Consider the following 18,603-nt stretch of genomic DNA (forward strand, 5'->3'; position numbering starts at 1 on the left):
GACCCTTTAGTTATATCGATTCATGAGCGCAATCCATTCAGTATCCACAAAATCGGTTGCGGCGGACACAGCTTGATCGAGCGTATCATTTAATTCTGGCATGTCTTCTTTACGGTAGTTCATAAGCACCCAATCGACCACTTTAATCGGATGCGGCGGACGGCCAATCCCCAGTTTCAGACGTTTAAAGTCTTGTGTGCCTAAATGCTGAATCAACGACTTGATGCCGTTATGTCCGCCGGCACTGCCTTTCGGACGGAACCGCAGCTTTCCTGGCACCATGTCCAAGTCATCATAAATGACGAGCAAGTCGTCAATCTCAATCTTATAATAATCTAAAATCGGACGGACCGACTCGCCTGATAAATTCATATACGTGAGCGGTTTGACGAGGACGACACGTTCTCCCTTGATTCTTCCCGTTCCAATCAATGCTTTAAACTTGGCTTCATCGAGTTTGATCCCATGCTTGTCGGCAAGGCGATCAATCGCCAAAAATCCGACGTTGTGACGGGTCATCTCATACTTTTTGCCTGGATTCCCGAGGCCGACGATACATTTCATCTTATTCCTCCTGAACAAAAAAGCCCAAAGGCGAACGCCTTCGGGCCTCGTTTTTTTAATCGAACAGTGTGCTCACCGATTTGTGCTCGTGGACACGCATGATCGCTTCTCCAAGCAAACGGGCAACCGACATCTGCTTGATTTTGCTTGAACATTCGCGACCTTCTAAGTCGATCGTGTTCAAGACAACAAGTTCTTTGATTGACGAGTTGTCGATCCGTTCCATCGCCGGTCCAGATAACACCGGGTGCGTACATGAAGCGTATACTTCTTTTGCTCCCGCCTGAACAATCGCGTCAGCCGCAAGCGTGATCGTTCCAGCTGTATCAATGATGTCATCAATCAAGATGGCCGTCTTGCCTTCGACGCTGCCAACGATGTTCATGACTTCGGCCACGTTCGCTTCAGGGCGACGCTTGTCGATGATGGCGATTGGAGCCTTCAAGCGCTCTGCAAGCTTACGGGCACGTGTGACGCCACCGTGGTCCGGTGAGACGACAACAATGTCTTTCGCTTTGAATTCTTCTGTCTCAAAATACGTCGAGATGAGTGGAACACCTAACAATTGGTCTACTGGGATATTGAAGAAACCTTGGATTTGAGCAGCATGCAAGTCCATCGTGATTAAACGTGTGGCACCTGCAACCGTCAATAAATCAGCGACAAGTTTCGCTGTAATCGGCTCACGCGAGCGCGCCTTGCGGTCTTGGCGGGCGTAGCCATAGTACGGCATAACCACATTAATCGTCCGAACCGATGCCCGTTTCAACGCATCGATCATGACGAGTAACTCCATGAGCGTCTCGTTCACCGGTGAGCTCGTCGATTGAATGATGTACACATCATCGCCTCGCACGCTCTCCTCGATGTTGATGTAAAGTTCTCCGTCGCTAAACCGCTTCACTTGGCAATCGCTGAGCGGGATACCAATTTCCTTGGCAATCTCTTCGGCGAGTGGGCGGTTTGAGTTTAAGCTAAATAGGCGAATTTCACGTTCATATACAGTAGACATGTTTAGGATTCTCCTCCATCGTTTTCCATAATAATAGGCAGCAACTTATCGTTTCGTGTAACCTTCTTTATTCGTTTGGCGTTCGCGTGCGATCGCAAGCGCCTCTTCAGGAACGTCATCCGTGATCGTCGAACCGGCTGCTACGATTGAGCCTTTTCCGACTTTCACCGGAGCGATCAAGTTCACATTGCAGCCGACGAATGCATCGGCTTCGACGACCGTTTCGAACTTGTTCTTGCCGTCATAGTTGACCGTGATCGAGCCACAGCCGAGGTTGACGCGTTCCCCGATCGAAGCATCTCCGATATAGCTGAGATGTGATGCTTTCGCACCGTCTCCGAACGTTGATTTTTTGATTTCCACGAAGTTACCGACGCGCGTATTCGCGCCGAGGACTGCTTGTTGACGAAGATGGGCGAACGGCCCGACCTGTGCTTCAGTTCCGACACGGCTGTCACTTACGACCGATTGACGAACCGTCGCACCGTCTTCGATGACGCTATTGCGGATATCTGAATTTGGACCAATCACGCACTCTGAACCGATAATCGTTTTCCCGAGAATGACCGTCCCTGGATAGATGATCGTATCCGAACCGATGACGGCATCTGGTGAGATGTATGTCGAAGCTGCATCCATGAATGTGACACCTTCACGCATGAGGCGTTCGTTCGTCCGCTTGCGCATGACCGCTTCAGCTTGTGAGAGAGCGACACGATCGTTGACGCCAATCGTTTCATCGAATGTCGGCGCCGTGTGTGCTGCCACGACTTCGCCTGCTTCTTTCGCAATCGAGATGACGTCCGGCAAGTAGTACTCGCCTTGAGCGTTGTTGTTCCCGACTTGCTTCAATGCATCAAACAAGAGCTCGTTATCGAACACGTACGTTCCGGTGTTGATTTCACGGATCTCTAGTTCAGTGTCAGACGCATCTTTATGCTCGACGACTTTTGTGACATTTCCGTCTTCACCGCGGATGACGCGGCCATATCCAGTCGCATCATCAGCAATCGCAGTCAACACGGTCACTTTTGCCTGTTGCGCCTCGTGATGGGCCAACAACGCCTCGAGCGTTTCCGCTGTCAATAGCGGTGTATCGCCGCAAACGACGAGCGTCGCGCCAGGTTTGCCTGCGAGTTCAGCTTCTGCCATCTGTACCGCATGGCCCGTACCGAGCTGTTGTTCTTGGACCGCATACTCCACGCGTGAGCCCAACGTCTCTTGTACCGCTTCAGCCCCATGGCCGACGATGACGATTTGACGACTGACCCCGATTTTGTCGAGTTGATCGACGACGTGTTCGACCATCGGTTTTCCAAGGACCGGATGAAGTACTTTATAAAGCTTCGACTTCATGCGCGTCCCTTTACCTGCTGCCAAAATGACTGCAAAACGATCCATTCTTGATTCGCTCCTATCTCATATCGACTGTAATGTACTCAAATGTTCGGTTTTTTATACATTCAAACCTTATTTACACCGTATCTACTATATCGAAACCATGACGCGGTTTCAACCGTTGTACCTATTCGTAACCAATGAAACGTAAAAAGGCAGCGGAAGGATCCCCATCCGCTGTCAAATATTACTCGTTCATGGCATTATATTGGGCTTGCGTCTCGGCGATGGCGACGTCCTCTTGACCGTACGCCTCTAAAACGGCAGCCTCGACTTTCTGACGCATATCTCCATTAATCGGGTGAGCAATGTCACGGAAAATCCCTTCTGGCGTCCGCTTGCTCGGCATCGCTACGAACAGACCGGTACTCCCTTCAATGATTCGAAGGTCGTGTACCACAAATTCGTGGTCGAGTGTAATGGAGGCCAGTGCCTTCATTCTACCTTCCGTCGCGACTTTGCGAATTTTTACGTCTGTGATCTGCATGTTTCGCATCCCCTTTTCATCGTTGTCTGGACCGTGGTGTACTTTCTAAAAGGCTGAGATGATTCCAAGCGAACCGATTGACTTCGTACGAATCTTATACCCTTTCATCATAAAACGAAATCAATTTTTTGCCAATCACTTTAAGAACTGTTCGACGTTTCCACGCGAAATCGTAACGAGACCTTCATCCGAGTCGACGTTCGTCAATTTCATTAAACTGACGTATTCGCTCACCATTTTCTTCTCGGCGCCTTCTGCTTCCATAAGTACGCCGACACCGGCAAGGTTCGCTTCGAACTCGTTCAAGAGACTCATCATTCCGCGAATCGTTCCGCCAGCTTTCATGAAATCGTCAATCAACAGCACGTTCGCGCCACGTGGCAAACTGCGACGCGCGAGCGCCATCGTGCGAATCGCCTTCGACGAACCGGAGACGTAGTTGATACTCACGGTCGAACCTTCGGTGACACGACTATCGGACCGAACGATGACAAACGGTACCCCGAGTTGCTCGGCTACAGCGTAGGCGAGCGGAATCCCTTTCGTCGCAATCGTCATGACGACATCGACTTTCCGATCAGCGAACACCGAGGCGAAGACTTGGCCCATCGGCTTCACTTGACGCGGGTTACCGAGGACGTCTGTCAAATAGAGATAGCCTCCTGGGAGCAACCGTTCTGGCTTCGACAACTGTTCACATAGCCCGTCGATCATCGAGAGCGACTTGTCTTTGCTCCACCCTGGGATGAACATGACGCCACCGGCCGCTCCTGGCACCGTGACCAGTTTACCCGTGCCATCGTGGGCCAACATTTCACTGACAATGACCAAATCTTCACTGATGGATGACTTGGCTGCTTTATAACGGCTCGAAAACATCGATAACGAGACGAGCTGGTGCGGATGGTCCAGCAAATAACGGGTCATATCAACGAGACGACCACTTCTACGAATTTTCATACGGATTCCCCTTCACTTCTTCAATAATAGACGAATGTTCTAAACAGAATATATCATTCTCATTCGTCTTTGTTCAATGTTTTTTGCCGAGAATCCGAACGACGAACACTTCAGGACAAAATCCTTTCAGCCCGTTATAGACACGATGTGCTTTTTGTTCATGCTCAATTAGTGCGAATACGGTCGGACCACTTCCACTCATGAGCACCCCATCCGCTCCGCAGTGGAGCATCGTTTCTTTGATTTGGCGAACTTCCGGATGAAGTTCGAGCGTGACCGCCTCGAGGGCATTGCCTAAGTTTGAACAGATGCCGTCAAAATCACGATCACGAATCGCCGTGACCATAGCCTCGGTGTTTGGATGCACAATCTTCTCCATCTCTACCGCGCGATAGACGTCGGCCGTCGATACCCCGATTTTCGGTTTCGCCAAGACGACGTAACACGGTGGCGGTGACGGGATTGTCTCTAACTGTTCACCGCGTCCGCGCGCGATGGCTGTTCCCCCCATGACACAAAACGATACGTCCGATCCGACGGCGGCCCCAAGTTCGGCCAACTCTTCTAACGACAGGCCGAGATCGAACAGGTCGTTCATACCTCGAAGCGTCGCAGCAGCGTCACTCGATCCGCCAGCAAGCCCTGCCGCGACCGGAATCTGCTTATCCAATACGATTTCGACACCTTGCTTGATGCCAAATCGCTTCCGCAACAACTCGGCTGCACGATACGCCAAGTTCCGGTGGTCATTCGGCACATAGGCATGTTCAGATTGAATCCGAATCTCGTCTGTATCAAGGACGGTCAATTCCAGTCGATCCGATAAATCCACTGTCGTCATTACCATTTCTACTTCATGATAGCCATCTGCCCGCTTTCCAAGGACGTCAAGCGTCAAATTGATTTTTGCCGGCGCTTTCACACTGATCGTGCGCATATCGTTCACCCTTCCCATGTATCTCCTGTTCGCCATTGTACCGTAAACGAGCGCACAAAAAAAGAAGCAGCTGCCAATGCATCCGCCTCTCATTTATCGTTCAATTGCTGAATTCAATTTTAACTGTATCCGTTAGGACATCAGCGTAGCTATATGAGACACGTTCCACGTTATGATGGTCTTCATCCAATTTGACGACGAACACCGCGGGATACGTCTCAACGAGCGTTCCAAACCGAGTAACGACTTTCTTACGACCGCCGTTTGCTTTCAACGTCAATCGTTCTCCAACATGCGATTCGAGTTTCTGTCTGATTTCTTGCAACGTCTTTGGCATACGCTTCACCTCACTGTTACAAGTATAACACATTCAGAAATGAAAATAAAGATTAATATTATATCGATTCGCTATCCGGTCGTCAACTGTTTTTAAGTGGTAAAATTGTGTCCGCTAACCGGGCAAACTCTTCAAGCGAAAGCGTTTCGCCTCGCCGTTTTGGATCGATTTCAGCCTCACCTAAGAGACGTTCGATTTCCATTTTTTTATCTTTGCCCAGGTGATTCGTCAAGTTATTCAAAATCGTTTTCCGACGTTGCGCGAAACTGGCACGGGCAATCTCAAAGAAGAAGGCTTCATCCTTCACGTCGACCGTCGGTTTGGGGCGCATCTTCAACGTGATGACCGCTGAATCGACGTTCGGCGCCGGCATGAACACACTTTTCGGGACGATAAAGCTCACGTTCGCCTCTGCGTAATACTGAATTGCAATCGAAAGAGAGCCGTATGCTTTCGTCCCAGGCTTCGCTCCGATCCGCTCGGCAACTTCTTTTTGAATCATCATGACGAGTGAGCGGAACTTGATTTGGCTTTCCAGTAAACGCATGATGATTGGCGTCGTCACGTAATACGGCAAGTTCGCCACGACCGAGATGTCTTCGATACCTTGACTGAAAAACTCACGCTCGACGATGGATTGAATATCGAGCTCGAGCGCATCGCCGTGGATGACATGCACGTGTGGATAAGGAGACATCGTGTCTTCCAAAATCGGAAGCAGACGTTGGTCGATTTCGAGGGCGACGACCTTTTTAGCCCGCTTGGCAGACTGTTCCGTCAATGACCCGATACCGGGACCGATTTCGAGCACCCCGCTCGCCTCTCCCAGCTCCGCGGCGTCCACGATTTTATTCAAAATATTTAAATCGATTAAAAAGTTCTGCCCAAGCGACTTTTTAAACGAGAAGCCGTGACGTTCTAGAATTGATTTCGTGCGTTGAATTGTGGCGATGTCTTTCAATGATTTTCCTCCTCTAACTGAGCCAGTGCTCGTTCCCATTCTTCAATCGTGACCCGTAACGCTTCCACACGTTTCACAAACTGTTTCGCGTTCGGTTCACCAATGCGAAGTAACACCCCGAGTCGTTTGCGCCGCCGCGCCGCGTCTGGTCCGCCAATCAAATCGGCTTCGAGCACCATCTGACGGGTGACGAGCGGCATGTCCATCTCAACCCGCTGTTCATACAACGCTTCGAGCACACGGCGAATCGTCGCGGGAGAAGCATGCTCGACCCCGATTTTACCGCGCTTGTCTTTCGCTTCGGCTCGAGGGAGATAGGCATGCTTGCACCCTTTGACTTGCTCCTCGACGATGGCCCGGATTCGGTCACCCGGATAATCCGGGTCCGTCAAAATAATCACGCCCCGTGTCTCTTGGGCACGTTTGATTCGCTCGATTGTTTGCTTCGAAACGGCCGACCCGTTCGTCTCAATCGTATCGACGTCATACACTTCTTGTAGCCGCGTCGTGTCGTCTCGACCTTCGACGACAATCACTTCTTGTATCTTTTCACGCATCATCAGTTCCTTCTTTCTCTTCTTGCTTGGGGATGACCCAAATCGTGAGTGGCTGACGCCCAAACGTCACTGCCTCATCTTTCGAATCCATCATCACATCGATTTTATTGCCTTTGATGGCACTGCCTGTATCTAAGGCAATCGCCATCCCAAACCCTTCAACGTACACGCGTGTGCCGAGCGGGATGATGGCTGGATCGACTGCAATGATTCGCATGCCTTCATACAGAATCGTGTCCGTCACATCATAACCGCTGCGCGTCAGTACCCTGCCGTCAAACGTGATCGTATCTTCCGCATTGTTCGTATACGCCGTCGCCTCGACGAGAAGCTGTTTCGCAGAGGTGAAATCTAAGACGTCCTCGGCTCGAGGCGTCTCTTCGATTTTAATCTCTGCTTCCTCTCGAAACGGGCTCGACGGTTCGGTCGTTGCCGTCTCCTCTTGTTCTTGCTCGGTCTCTTGGTTCGTTTCTGGTTCAACTACGACCTTCGTTCCAAGTTTTATGATTTGAGGGCGTACGGTTCGCAGCGTTTCCACGCTCGTTTCGGTCCGATTTGTAATTGTACCATTTTCCACTGTCAGTGCATACCGCGTCCGTTCGAGTCCAGGGACACCGACTTGAACAACCTCGGTTTCTCCGAGCGCAAGCGTGTCGTCCTCTTCTCTGACGATTTCAAATGGGATGAGTCGATTCTCATACTGCACGACGTCTCGACTCACATTGACCGTGATTGTCATCCCGTCTCGCACTGGTGTCGCCAGAGCCGGTTCGACAGTATCCTTGTCAGAAACCGTCACATTCGCCTCCTGTAGCGCCTGCTCGACAGTTTGAGCCATCGTATGAACCATCTTCGCCTCATCGCCGACAATGACATCGAGGGCGACGACAGGCTGATACCGGATGGTCATACCCGATGTAATCGGGGTACGGACGCCCGGGTAGACATCGTCCCCGTCACGGACACTCACTCCATAACGAAGCAACACGTCTTCGACAGTTCGTTCACGCGTCTCAATCGTTTCGATTTGTCCGTAACCAATTTGTAGCGAGACGGTGCGGGCCCGCTCAATCTGAATAACTCGGTCGAGCGGAATATCCGCACTCAAAGCCGGCGTCACGACGTCTGACTCGTCAACGACAATCCCCGTCTCTTCAAGCACATCTAACACCGATTCGCCCCGACTCTCATGCACCATCGTCACTCCGTCATCGATGATGGTGACAGGTTCTGGTTGCATCGCCATATAGGCGAACACAGCGGTGGCCACGACGCCGACGCTTAACACGATCCGTCTGAACATCATGGGAGACGGAACAGGCGCTTCGCATTAGCGGTCGTCGCCTCAGCAAGTGCGTCGTAAGACATGTCACGTAGCGATGCAATCTCTTCGGCGACATACGTGACGTAAGCCGGTTCGTTCCGCTTGCCACGGAACGGCGTCGGCGTTAAATACGGACAGTCTGTCTCTACGAGGAGTCGATCGAGCGGGACTTGTTGTGCCACCGCTTTCGGTACTTTCGCATTCTTGAACGTCACCGGTCCCCCAAGAGAAATATAGAAGTTCAAACGCAGACAGCGCTCCAACAGTTCGACGGACATGCTGTAACTATGGAACACACCCCCGACCTCTTCGGCGTGTTCTTCCTCTAAAATATCGAGCACGTCGGCGGTCGCTTCCCGATTGTGAATCACGATCGGCATATTCGTCCGTTTCGCGATGGCGATTTGTTGCCGGAACACGCGCTGTTGAACATCTTTAGGTGATTTGTCCCAATGATAGTCGAGCCCGATCTCCCCGAGCGCCATCACTTTCGGATGATCCATCAACGTCTCGATTCTTGCCAAGTCGGCCTCCGTGCAATCGACGGCGTCGACCGGGTGCCAGCCGACGATCGCGTAAATGTCTTCATACGTTTCCGCGAGCTCGATGGCACGCGTGATGGTCGGATTGTCGAACCCGACGACGAGCATCGGGGAAACGCCCGCAGCACGAGCTCGTTCAATCGTCGCTTCGACGTCTTCATTGAACTGTTCTGCATTGATATGTGTGTGTGTATCAATCAACATGATAGTTCCTCCTTGTATAGACAAAGAGGGAGACCGAAGTCTCCCCCAAACGATTATTTGACGATGGCCCCGTTCGGCATATTCTCAGATACGGTCGCAAGTTCAAGCTTGCCGTCTTTATCAGCCGCTAAAATCATCCCTTGTGACAATTCGCCACGCAGTTTGACCGGCTTCAAGTTGGCGACAACGATGACTTTCTTGCCAACCAAGTCTTCCGGCGTATACCATTCCGCGATACCCGAGACGATTTGACGCGTCTCCCCGCCAAGATCGACTTGAAGTTTCAACAACTTCTTCGCCTTCTTGATTTTATCGGCTTCGACGATTTGGCCGACGCGGAACTCGACTTGGTCAAAGACGTCAATCGTGATTTCCGGACGCACGTCCTCATCTTCGACGTCGCCCGCTTCCGCTTCGGCTTCTTCGACACGAGCTTGCGACGCTTGACGCATCATTTCTTGAATCGCATCGACTTCTTCTTTGACGTCACGACGCGGGAAAATCGGTGTCCCGTCTGTGACGACGGCTCCATCGAAGGCTGCGAACGTATCGAGCGCTTCCCATGACATATCTTTTCCTTCGAGACCGAGCTGACGGAACATCTCTTTCGGCGCCCGTGTCATGAACGGCTGAATCATCACCGCGACGTGACGGAGGACGCCGGCGAGGTGAGTCATCACCGACGCCAGTTCGTCATGCTTCGTTTCGTCCTTCGCGAGAACCCACGGTTGCGTCTCATCAATGTATTTGTTGGCACGGCTGACGAGTTGCCAAATGCTTGTGAGCGCTACCGAAAACTCCATGTGTTCCATAGCCGCTTCCGTCTTCGCTTTCGTCTCGTTGACGACTTGAAGCAATGAGGCATCGAATTCCGTTACATTGCCCGCATAAGCAGGAATTTCACCATCAAAATACTTCTTAATCATGGCCACGGTCCGGTTGAGCAGGTTCCCGAGGTCGTTCGCAAGATCAAAGTTCAAGCGATCAACGAATGCTTCCGGTGTGAACGTGCCGTCTGCCCCGAATGGAACTTCACGAAGAAGATAGTAGCGGAGCGAGTCGAGTCCGTATCGGTCGATCAGTGGAATCGGGTCGACCACGTTGCCTTTTGATTTCGACATTTTGCCGTCTTTCATGAGCAACCAACCATGTGCGAAAACTTGTTTCGGTAACGGGAGGTCAAGCGCCATGAGCAACGCTGGCCAAATGATTGTATGGAACCGGACGATCTCTTTTCCGACCAAATGGACGTCGGCTGGCCAATAGCGGTTGAACAACTCGTCGTTGTCCGATCCGTAGCCGAGGGCAGAGATATAGTTCGTAAGGGCATCGACCCATACGTATACGACATGCTTCGGGTTCGATGGGACTTGTACACCCCAGTCAAACGTCGTCCGTGAGACAGCCAAGTCTTGAAGACCCGGCTTCAAGAAGTTGTTGATCATCTCCGTTTTGCGCGATTCTGGCAAGATGAAGTCAGGGTGCGACTCGAAGTACTCGATCAAACGATCCGCATACTTGCTGAGACGGAAGAAGTAACACTCTTCGCGTACGAGTTCGACTGGGTGGCCGCTGTCCGGGCTCTTCCCGTCGATGAGCTGAGACTCCGTATAATACGTCTCATCAGGAATCGAGTACCAACCTTCATACTCTCCGAGATAAATATCATCATTTTTAAGAAGCGTCTCGAACACATGCTCGACGACAGCTTTGTGGCGTGCGTCTGTTGTACGGATGTAGTCATCATATGAGATTTCGAGACGGTCCCATAACACTTTGATGTCTTTGACAACTTCATCCACGAACGCTTGCGGTGTCACACCGGCTTCTTTCGCTTTTTCTTGAATTTTTTGACCGTGTTCATCCGTCCCAGTCAAATAACGAACGTCAAAACCTTTCAAACGCTTATAGCGCGCGATCGCATCGCCGGCCACCGTCGTATAAGCGTGACCGATGTGTAGTTTGGCACTCGGATAGTAAATCGGAGTCGTAATATAAAAAGTAGGCTTCGCCATTGTATGTTCTCCATCCTTTCGACATTTGCAATTTCCATTATACACGGTTCGACAAAAGAATTTCCAAACCAATTGTTTGGAATTTTTTTGTTGTTATCTCATAAAATATGTTCCAAAAAAACCCTTTCTTTGTTTCAGGTCCTAACTTTCGGGGAATTTTAGGTATATATCGCTCCTACATTGTCATTTTTCGAAAATGTAGATTTCCAATAGTAAGCAGTTGACTACAATTGGAAAGTTTAGTATGCTTTTTGCTGTAGTAACATTGTCGAATTTTGACGACTCATGTCACCAAGAGATTTCGACACCATTGGAGGAGGAAACACAAAATGAAATCTACAGGTATCGTACGGAAAGTTGATGAACTCGGTCGTGTCGTCATTCCAATCGAATTGCGCCGCACACTCGGGATCGCTGAGAAAGATGCACTTGAAATCTACGTCGACAACGATCAAATCGTGTTGAAAAAATACAAACCGAACATGACTTGCCAAGTGACGGGCGAAGTATCGGATGACAACTTCAAGTTGGCTGACGGTAAATTGATCCTTTCACCAGAAGGCGCACAACGCGTTCTCGTCGAGTTGAAAAACATGCTCGAAAATTACTATAGCGAAGAGTAAGCAAGGGATTCCTTGCTTACTCTTTTTTGTCGACTTGATGATACGCGTCATACACTTCACTCCGTGACAGACCCCGCTCTTTAGCGGCTTGTTTAATGGCAGCGTTCGGTTTTAAGCCATCTTCAATGTAACGGTCGACGTGCTCGAGGGGCGATAGTGCCTCCCACCAATCGTGTGTCGGTGCCGCTTCCGTCGATCCTTCCACCATGACGACGAATTCGCCGCGTACTTCGCCTTCGCACCAGACCAACGCTTCTTCTACCGTCCCTCGTAAAAACTCTTCAAACGTTTTCGTCAACTCTCGTCCGAGAACGAGTTGCCGGTTGCCGAACACGTCTTGAATCCCGGTCAGCATCTCTTTTAACCGATGTGGCGCTTCATAAAAAATGATAGTGCCCGGTTCATATTGTAAGGATGACAACACATCGAGGCGCTCTTTCTTTTTACGGGGCAAGAATCCATAATACAAAAACCGCTCGGTCGCAAGACCAGAGGCGACAAGAGCCGTCAATGCTGCGTTCGCTCCAGGGAGTACGACGACGGGGAGCCTCGCTTGAATGGCCAACCTCACGAGGTCACTCCCAGGGTCTGAGATACCCGGCATGCCAGCGTCTGAGACCACGGCGACCGACTTGCCCGCCTCGATATCTTCGATTAAGCGAGGGCCACTCACGTGCTTATTATGCTCATGGTAGCTGACCAGTTTCGTCTCAATGCCGAAATGGCGACAGAGTTTCATCGTTTGGCGCGTGTCTTCAGCCGCAATCAAATCGACTTCTCCTAAAATTCGAACCGCCCGATACGTCATGTCTTCTAAATTTCCAATCGGCGTCGGCACAACATAGAGCGTGGGCCCATCAGTCTGGTAACTTTTCTGTGAGTTCATTACTCGTTCCCTCCATCAATTGCTGTTTTTGAGCCCGCGTGAGTTGTTTGATGGACCATTCGTACTGCATGGCTTCGCGTTTGGTCGCAAACGACCTGACATATCGCAACGTCACCGGGAGACGAGCCCGTGTATATTTCGCACCTTTTCCGTTGTTATGCACTTCCATCCGCTTATCCACATCCGTCGTATATCCGGTATAGTACGTGCCATCGTTGCACTCGAGAATATAGGCAAAGTGCTTACGCATCGAGGATTGCCCGCATGTCGCTCGTATACGTGTCATCTTCCTCATAAACGATAAACGGAGGTAAGATTGTGAGCCCTGCTTTTCCATCTTTCGACCCCTCTATTAACAATGTGTTCGCGTCTCGACCTTGCTTCGGATAAACGAGTTGCATTCGCTTTGGTTCAATCCGATACGCCCGCATGAGCGTCAGAATGTCGAGTAATCGTTCTGGACGATGGACGAAGGCCACTTTCCCACCCGGTTTGACGAGTTGACTGGCTGAACGAATACAATCTTCTAGAGTGCAAAGGACTTCATGGCGTGCAATCGTATGATGTTCATTTTGATTGCGTAACGATGTCTCGTTCGCCAAAAAATAAGGGGGATTGCACGTGACAACATCGTAACGGGCATGTCCTAATCGACTGGCAGCGGTTTTCACGTCCCCTTCAACGATGTGGAGCCTCTCGTCCAACTCATTGATGGCAATGCTGCGATTGGCCATGTCGACGAGGCGAGGCTGGATTTCAACACCCGTGACCGTCCCTTTCGTTCGATATGATAAAAAGAGCGGAATCGCCCCCGTGCCGGCGCACAAATCGACGAGCTTCCCTTTTTGAATCGGCACCCATACAAATTCGGCGAGTAATACGGCATCCAATGAAAATGAAAAAACGTCATCACTTTGAATGATCTTGCCGGGACGCCCTAACAAATCATCAAGACGTTCACCTTGTTTAACAGTCACGCCATTTCCCTCCTACATAACGTACAAAGGCGACGGACGGGAATACCCCCGTCTATCGCCCCTTATTAATGTTTATTTAGCATCGACATGCAGAAGAGACAGTCTCCGTCTTTTCTAACTTGTCCATAATGCAAATTACAAATGTGAAATCCTTCTTGGTATAGCGCCGCCAGATTGTTCTGTCCTTTTCCGGACAACGCAATTTGGGGATTCCCATCAGGCGTCTCGACTTCTGCAAGTTGCTCCACTTTTTCACGCAAATGATGGTTTTCGAGATACATGTGTTGGTTTTCTTCGAGCAAATAGGCGAGTTGCTCTTTGAGCACCCCTAAATGCTCCGTCAACAATTGCATTTGTTGCTCGATCGCATCGACCCGCATCATGACTTCCTTTTTATCCATTCTTTCCACTGCTCAGCACCCCATCACTGTTTCGACGGTTTTCGTTTGACTGCACCGACCTCGACGAGCTCGTCGATTGTATACGTCACAACACGGGTCCGATCATTCAACTCGACTTGAATCAATTGATCCAAGATATTGAGACCGATGACACGTCCGTCACCTTCTGGAATTTTGATTCGTTTTCCGACGTCTGGTAAATCCCGCTTCAATTCTTCATACGTATCATTCTCGTATTTCAGACAGCACATGAGACGACCACACACACCGGAGATTTTATTCGGATTCAAGGATAAGTTCTGATCCTTGGCCATCTTAATCGATACCGGCTCAAATTCCCCTAAAAACGAGGAGCAGCACAACACACGACCACAAGGCCCGATTCCGCTCAGCAGTTTCGCTTCGTCCCGAACTCCAATTTGACGGAGTTCGATTCGGGTGCGAAACACACTTGCTAAATCTTTGACGAGTTCCCGAAAATCAACGCGCCCTTCTGCCGTGAAATAAAAGATGACTTTATTACGATCAAATGTATACTCAACATCTACTAACTTCATTTCAAGTCGATGTTCACGAATTTTTTCTTCACAGACGGCGTGAGCGTCAAATGCTGCCAATCGATTGTCTTGAACGATTTCGGCATCTTTTTGATCGGCGACACGAAGGATTGTCTTTAACGGCAATACTACTTCGTCTTCACCCAGTTGCTTACCAACTTGGACGACTTCACCGTATTCGATGCCTCGTACCGTCTCTACGATGACATGGTCTCCACGTTCAAGCGTTGCTTCGCCTGGTGAAAAGTAATAGATTTTTCCCGCTTCTTTAAAACGGACTCCGACTACTTCAAGCACGCTCTCCTATCCTTTCTGCAAATCGAACGTTAACCGTTCGAACGTTAATTGAGGATTGACGTTTGCCTCAAGCCGTCGAATCGCCTCATGGACAGATTCAATAGCATGGACGATTTTATAAACCGGACGATCTTTTACAAACGCGGTATATAGCGCTTGTTCTTTCGTAAACAACTCCGGAACATAGTCTGTTCGCACTTTGAAGTGGAGCGCTTGCTCCAACCAATTTCCGAACAGCTCGAGACCGACTCGCAATTCATTCCGCCCTTTAAAATGACCGAGCCATTTTTCTTGGGCGAATAAAAGCAATTCTTGCGGGCGTTTTGTCAACACTTCAACTAATTGTACCACTAGCCCATACGCCTGTACAAACCAGTCGTTGTGAAGCGCCTCACGGGCGTCTTCGAATTTCGGATATGTCTCTAAAGCAAGACGTGCTAAATCGCTCGTACATTGCACGTCTGCGACCAACGTTTCCACAAGCCGTTCTCGATCAATCGGTCGAAACACTAAATGCTGAGCCCGCGAGCGAATGGTTGGTAATAAGAGTTGCGGCTGGGTCGTGACCAAGATGGCCAGTTTCCCAACGCCCGGTTCTTCGAAAAATTTTAAGAGACTGTTGGCCGCCTGAGGTGTCATTTTATGCGCTTGATGAATGACATATATTTGACGGTCCCCTTCTGCTCCACGTAGCGACAAGTCGCTCAACAATTGTTGAACTTGTTCTTTTTTGATACTGGCCCCATCCGGTTCCACTTCCATATAGTCGACGAGGTTCCCCGAATCCATCCGTCTACAGTTTCGACAACTGCCACACGGCTCTACTCCGTCAGGCGACTCGCAAAAAAGGGATTTTGCAAACAGTTGCGCCGTCTCAATTAAATAAGGTTCATAATCTCCTGAGAAAATATAGGCGTGACCCACCTTTTGAGCGACAATCGAATTTTCAATCACTTTGGCGATAACCGTTTGAGATTTCGCTAACTCTTGAAAGCTCATATTCGTGACCGTTCCCATTAAAACTGATGGAATCCTTCAATCGGCAAGACGAACACAGTCGCTCCGCCAACTTGTACTTCTACCGGATACGGAATATATGAATCAGCGTGACCGCCCATCGGTGAAATCGGCGTGATCATTTGATCTCGGCTCGAGCAATTCGATTTGATTAGCGCGAGCAAATCATCTAACCGTTCTTTTGGTACACCAATCATGAACGTTGTGTTACCTTCTTTCAAAAAGCCTCCCGTTGTGGCTAATTTTGTTGCGCGGAAGTCCTCTTCGATTAAAGCATCTGACAACCGAGCACTGTCCTTATCATGTACAATCGCGATTACCATCTTCATCATTGCGTCACTCCTCTTTCATTTAATCGTTCTAACGTAATGTCTAACACTTCATCTTGAATCATTTCAATTGTAGCGTTCGCATCGATACGAACCATCCGATCCGGATGTTGTTCTAATATTTTTTTGAACCCATCGTATACGCGTTGATGGAAAGACTCATCTCGGCTCTCGATACGGTCTAATTGACCTCGATCTTTCATGCGACGACTCGCTTGATCAGGGGTCAAATCAAAGAGGAAAGTCAAATCGGGTTTAATCCCGGCCGTTGCCCACTCGTTCAGTGATAGAATTTGATTCAAATCATATTGGAGTCCATATCCTTGATAGGCAATCGAGGCATCGACAAATCGATCACACACAACAATCGCCCCTCGTTTAAGAGCAGGTCGAATCACTTGATCGATGTTTTGGGCACGGGACGCGGCATACAGCATCATCTCGACGCGTGGGGTCATTTCATCATGTTCTGGTGATAATAAGACCTCTCGAATACTGTTTCCGACTTTGGTCCCTCCTGGTTCTCGAGTGACGACTACTTCGTATCCTTTTTCAGTCAATGAACGAACTAACAATTGCAACTGCGTGGTTTTCCCCGAACCGTCGGGACCTTCTACAGTAATAAACATACCTTTCACGATTAAAACTCCTCTACGATAACATCAATTTGTTTCATCATAACATGCCTACTCGCTTGCAGGTTCCGTCCTAGTGAAATCCATTCATTCAATACTCTAATTTTCTCGTGTGTGATGACTTCTCCTCTTAGTATCCACGGAATTCCTGGTGGATAAGGGATAACAGTTTCTGCAGCGACGGCTCCTATTGCTTGTTCAAATGATTTGCGAATGATATCTGCATCATCTGAAATAGCATGCAACACCGAAACACGTTCTGTCATCGGGTAAGGATAGATTGTTTCATCTTCGACAATGAGCGGGACATGTTGTGATGCATTTTTAATCAGTTTTACCCAATGTTGAATCTCTTGGCTTTTTAATTCCCTTAACGGCAGGCAGAATAACACATGATCTTCTGCAGCTAGTTCCGTATCAATACCGATTGACGCCAAATGTTGACTAAAGATGAGACCATTTTTCGGATATGTCAGCACGGTCATTTTGGTAAAATCATCGCCCACTTTGATTGAAAAGCCAGCTCGTCTCATTTCCATGATGAATGCGAAATGACTTTTTTGAATATGTGTCCAATCTCGTTCACTCAAATTTTCGAGATACTCTCTAGCGTAATCGAGTGAAGCCATAATCAAATAAGACGGACTAGACGTTTGAAAAGAAGAGAGTGCATGAAATAAACGTTTCTCATTAATCTCTTCCTTATAGTGGACCCAAGCACCCATCGTGAGCGCTGGAAGGGTTTTATGAGCAGACTGGACAACGGCGCTAGCTCCTTCGAAAATAGCGGATCGCTTTGGAAATGTAGGATGAATCAAATGAGCGCCATGTGCTTCATCAACTAAGAGAGGAATATGCAACGGACGCAAATAAGCACTGATCTCCGGGATGTTTGCCATATCTCCGTAATAAGTAGGAGATGTCAGTAGGAGGGCCTTCCCACCTGGGTACTGCGTGACAGCATCTTGAATTGTTTCTAATGCGACGACAGTCGGTAAACTGCTCCCCCTATCTAATTCAGGAGTGAGTAAAATGGGTTCTAAACCGAGCCACTCAATGGCGTTCCACACGGATTTGTGGGAATTACGTTGTACATATACTCGTTCTCCCCGTTTCACAGTTGCTGCCAACAGACTCCAGTTTCCCGCCGTTGACCCATTCACTAACCATTTACTTTTACTTTGATAAAGAGAGCCTAGTGCCCTCTCTCCTTCTAGAATAATACCTTCAGCATGGTGTAAATCATCCAAGTGTCCGAGTTCTGTTAAATCGTATGGCATTATTTTTTGGAATACAGTCGGAAGTTTCTCATCTCTTACTGTTCCATTGTGATGACCAGGTACATGAAAAGAGACACGATCTTCGCGTACATGTTGCTCCAATGTTTCCATAAATGTGAAAGGATTATGTTTAGGTTTTCGAGTCATATAGGCAACCTTCCTATCCGAAATAGATGCGACTTATATACAAAAAGAGACGATCAAGCGGATGCTTGATCGTCTTTCGCGTTGGCCTGGCAACGTCCTATCCTCACAGGGGGAGACCCCCAACTACTTTCGGCGCTGAAGCGCTTAACTTCCGTG

The 18,603-nt window shown here is 49.2% G+C and carries 22 protein-coding genes; 1 reads left to right on the forward strand and 21 read right to left on the reverse strand.

Going from position 1 to position 18,603, the window contains the following annotated elements; genetic code table 11:
* Positions 1-6: 6 nt before the first annotated feature.
* The 12 genes from pth to metG all read right to left on the reverse strand — a co-directional run bounded on the left by pth (position 7) and on the right by metG (position 11,298).
* The gene (pth, locus tag KNP68_RS14085; RefSeq protein WP_029594404.1) at positions 7-564 is read right to left on the reverse strand and encodes an aminoacyl-tRNA hydrolase; all 558 of its coding nucleotides are present in this window, start codon (positions 562-564) and stop codon (positions 7-9) included.
* A 55-nt stretch (positions 565-619) separates the two neighbouring features.
* Positions 620-1,576, reverse strand: a complete 957-nt coding sequence (locus tag KNP68_RS14090) for a ribose-phosphate diphosphokinase (protein ID WP_029594403.1) — start codon at positions 1,574-1,576, stop codon at positions 620-622.
* 45 nt (positions 1,577-1,621) lie between these two features.
* Positions 1,622-2,977, reverse strand: a complete 1,356-nt coding sequence (gene glmU, locus KNP68_RS14095) for a bifunctional UDP-N-acetylglucosamine diphosphorylase/glucosamine-1-phosphate N-acetyltransferase GlmU (protein ID WP_021065747.1) — start codon at positions 2,975-2,977, stop codon at positions 1,622-1,624.
* Between the two features lie 184 nt (positions 2,978-3,161).
* On the reverse strand, positions 3,162-3,461 hold the full coding sequence (gene spoVG / locus KNP68_RS14100) for a septation regulator SpoVG (protein WP_021065748.1): 300 nt from the start codon (positions 3,459-3,461) through the stop codon (positions 3,162-3,164).
* Positions 3,462-3,596: 135 nt separating this feature from the next.
* Complete coding sequence (purR, locus tag KNP68_RS14105; RefSeq protein ID WP_021065749.1) at positions 3,597-4,421, reverse strand: pur operon repressor; 825 nt, start codon at positions 4,419-4,421, stop codon at positions 3,597-3,599.
* 73 nt (positions 4,422-4,494) lie between these two features.
* On the reverse strand, positions 4,495-5,358 hold the full coding sequence (gene ispE, locus KNP68_RS14110) for a 4-(cytidine 5'-diphospho)-2-C-methyl-D-erythritol kinase (RefSeq protein ID WP_034796941.1): 864 nt from the start codon (positions 5,356-5,358) through the stop codon (positions 4,495-4,497).
* Between the two features lie 100 nt (positions 5,359-5,458).
* The gene (locus tag KNP68_RS14115; RefSeq protein ID WP_021065751.1) at positions 5,459-5,695 is read right to left on the reverse strand and encodes a Veg family protein; all 237 of its coding nucleotides are present in this window, start codon (positions 5,693-5,695) and stop codon (positions 5,459-5,461) included.
* An 82-nt stretch (positions 5,696-5,777) separates the two neighbouring features.
* Positions 5,778-6,656: a 16S rRNA (adenine(1518)-N(6)/adenine(1519)-N(6))-dimethyltransferase RsmA gene (rsmA, locus tag KNP68_RS14120; protein WP_214799960.1), complete on the reverse strand. Its 879-nt coding sequence runs from the start codon at positions 6,654-6,656 to the stop codon at positions 5,778-5,780.
* Positions 6,653-7,213: a ribonuclease M5 gene (gene rnmV / locus KNP68_RS14125; protein WP_214799962.1), complete on the reverse strand. Its 561-nt coding sequence runs from the start codon at positions 7,211-7,213 to the stop codon at positions 6,653-6,655. The genes rsmA and rnmV overlap by 4 nt, the downstream gene beginning before the upstream one ends.
* Positions 7,206-8,501 (reverse strand): ubiquitin-like domain-containing protein, encoded by a 1,296-nt coding sequence (locus KNP68_RS14130; RefSeq protein ID WP_371819386.1) that lies wholly within the window; start codon positions 8,499-8,501, stop codon positions 7,206-7,208. The genes rnmV and KNP68_RS14130 overlap by 8 nt, the downstream gene beginning before the upstream one ends.
* 14 nt (positions 8,502-8,515) lie before the next feature.
* Entirely contained in the window at positions 8,516-9,283 is a 768-nt protein-coding gene (locus tag KNP68_RS14135) for a TatD family hydrolase (protein WP_029594400.1), read from the reverse strand.
* Positions 9,284-9,336: 53 nt separating this feature from the next.
* On the reverse strand, positions 9,337-11,298 hold the full coding sequence (gene metG, locus KNP68_RS14140) for a methionine--tRNA ligase (RefSeq protein ID WP_214756926.1): 1,962 nt from the start codon (positions 11,296-11,298) through the stop codon (positions 9,337-9,339).
* A 329-nt stretch (positions 11,299-11,627) separates the two neighbouring features.
* Between metG and KNP68_RS14145 the strand changes: the two genes are divergently transcribed.
* Positions 11,628-11,921 carry a transition state genes transcriptional regulator AbrB gene (locus tag KNP68_RS14145; protein WP_012727742.1) on the forward strand — a complete coding sequence of 98 codons (294 nt, stop codon included), beginning with the start codon at positions 11,628-11,630 and terminating at the stop codon, positions 11,919-11,921.
* A 16-nt stretch (positions 11,922-11,937) separates the two neighbouring features.
* On the opposite strand, the gene rsmI is transcribed toward KNP68_RS14145, so the two are convergent.
* From rsmI to KNP68_RS14190, 9 genes are all read right to left on the reverse strand, one after another.
* The gene (gene rsmI, locus KNP68_RS14150; protein WP_021065757.1) at positions 11,938-12,807 is read right to left on the reverse strand and encodes a 16S rRNA (cytidine(1402)-2'-O)-methyltransferase; all 870 of its coding nucleotides are present in this window, start codon (positions 12,805-12,807) and stop codon (positions 11,938-11,940) included.
* Positions 12,779-13,057: a GIY-YIG nuclease family protein gene (locus tag KNP68_RS14155; protein WP_021065758.1), complete on the reverse strand. Its 279-nt coding sequence runs from the start codon at positions 13,055-13,057 to the stop codon at positions 12,779-12,781. Before KNP68_RS14155 ends, rsmI begins: the two co-directional genes overlap by 29 nt.
* Positions 13,050-13,784: a tRNA1(Val) (adenine(37)-N6)-methyltransferase gene (locus KNP68_RS14160; RefSeq protein WP_021065759.1), complete on the reverse strand. Its 735-nt coding sequence runs from the start codon at positions 13,782-13,784 to the stop codon at positions 13,050-13,052. The genes KNP68_RS14155 and KNP68_RS14160 overlap by 8 nt, the downstream gene beginning before the upstream one ends.
* Positions 13,785-13,849: 65 nt before the next feature.
* Positions 13,850-14,185 carry a DNA replication initiation control protein YabA gene (yabA, locus tag KNP68_RS14165; protein WP_029594398.1) on the reverse strand — a complete coding sequence of 112 codons (336 nt, stop codon included), beginning with the start codon at positions 14,183-14,185 and terminating at the stop codon, positions 13,850-13,852.
* A 23-nt stretch (positions 14,186-14,208) separates the two neighbouring features.
* Positions 14,209-15,039: a PSP1 domain-containing protein gene (locus KNP68_RS14170; RefSeq protein ID WP_021065761.1), complete on the reverse strand. Its 831-nt coding sequence runs from the start codon at positions 15,037-15,039 to the stop codon at positions 14,209-14,211.
* Between the two features lie 6 nt (positions 15,040-15,045).
* The gene (locus KNP68_RS14175) at positions 15,046-16,056 is read right to left on the reverse strand and encodes a DNA polymerase III subunit delta' (protein WP_353048291.1); all 1,011 of its coding nucleotides are present in this window, start codon (positions 16,054-16,056) and stop codon (positions 15,046-15,048) included.
* A complete protein-coding gene (locus KNP68_RS14180; protein ID WP_029594397.1) occupies positions 16,056-16,385 on the reverse strand; it encodes a cyclic-di-AMP receptor in 330 nt (109 codons plus the stop codon). Before KNP68_RS14180 ends, KNP68_RS14175 begins: the two co-directional genes overlap by 1 nt.
* The gene (gene tmk / locus KNP68_RS14185) at positions 16,385-17,023 is read right to left on the reverse strand and encodes a dTMP kinase (RefSeq protein WP_029594396.1); all 639 of its coding nucleotides are present in this window, start codon (positions 17,021-17,023) and stop codon (positions 16,385-16,387) included. The genes KNP68_RS14180 and tmk overlap by 1 nt, the downstream gene beginning before the upstream one ends.
* A 2-nt stretch (positions 17,024-17,025) precedes the next feature.
* Complete coding sequence (locus tag KNP68_RS14190; RefSeq protein ID WP_236355765.1) at positions 17,026-18,447, reverse strand: aminotransferase class I/II-fold pyridoxal phosphate-dependent enzyme; 1,422 nt, start codon at positions 18,445-18,447, stop codon at positions 17,026-17,028.
* Positions 18,448-18,603 lie beyond the last annotated feature (156 nt).

It is taken from the genome of Exiguobacterium sp. s50, assembly GCF_018618175.1.
Classification (GTDB): Bacteria; Bacillota; Bacilli; order Exiguobacteriales; family Exiguobacteriaceae; genus Exiguobacterium; species Exiguobacterium chiriqhucha.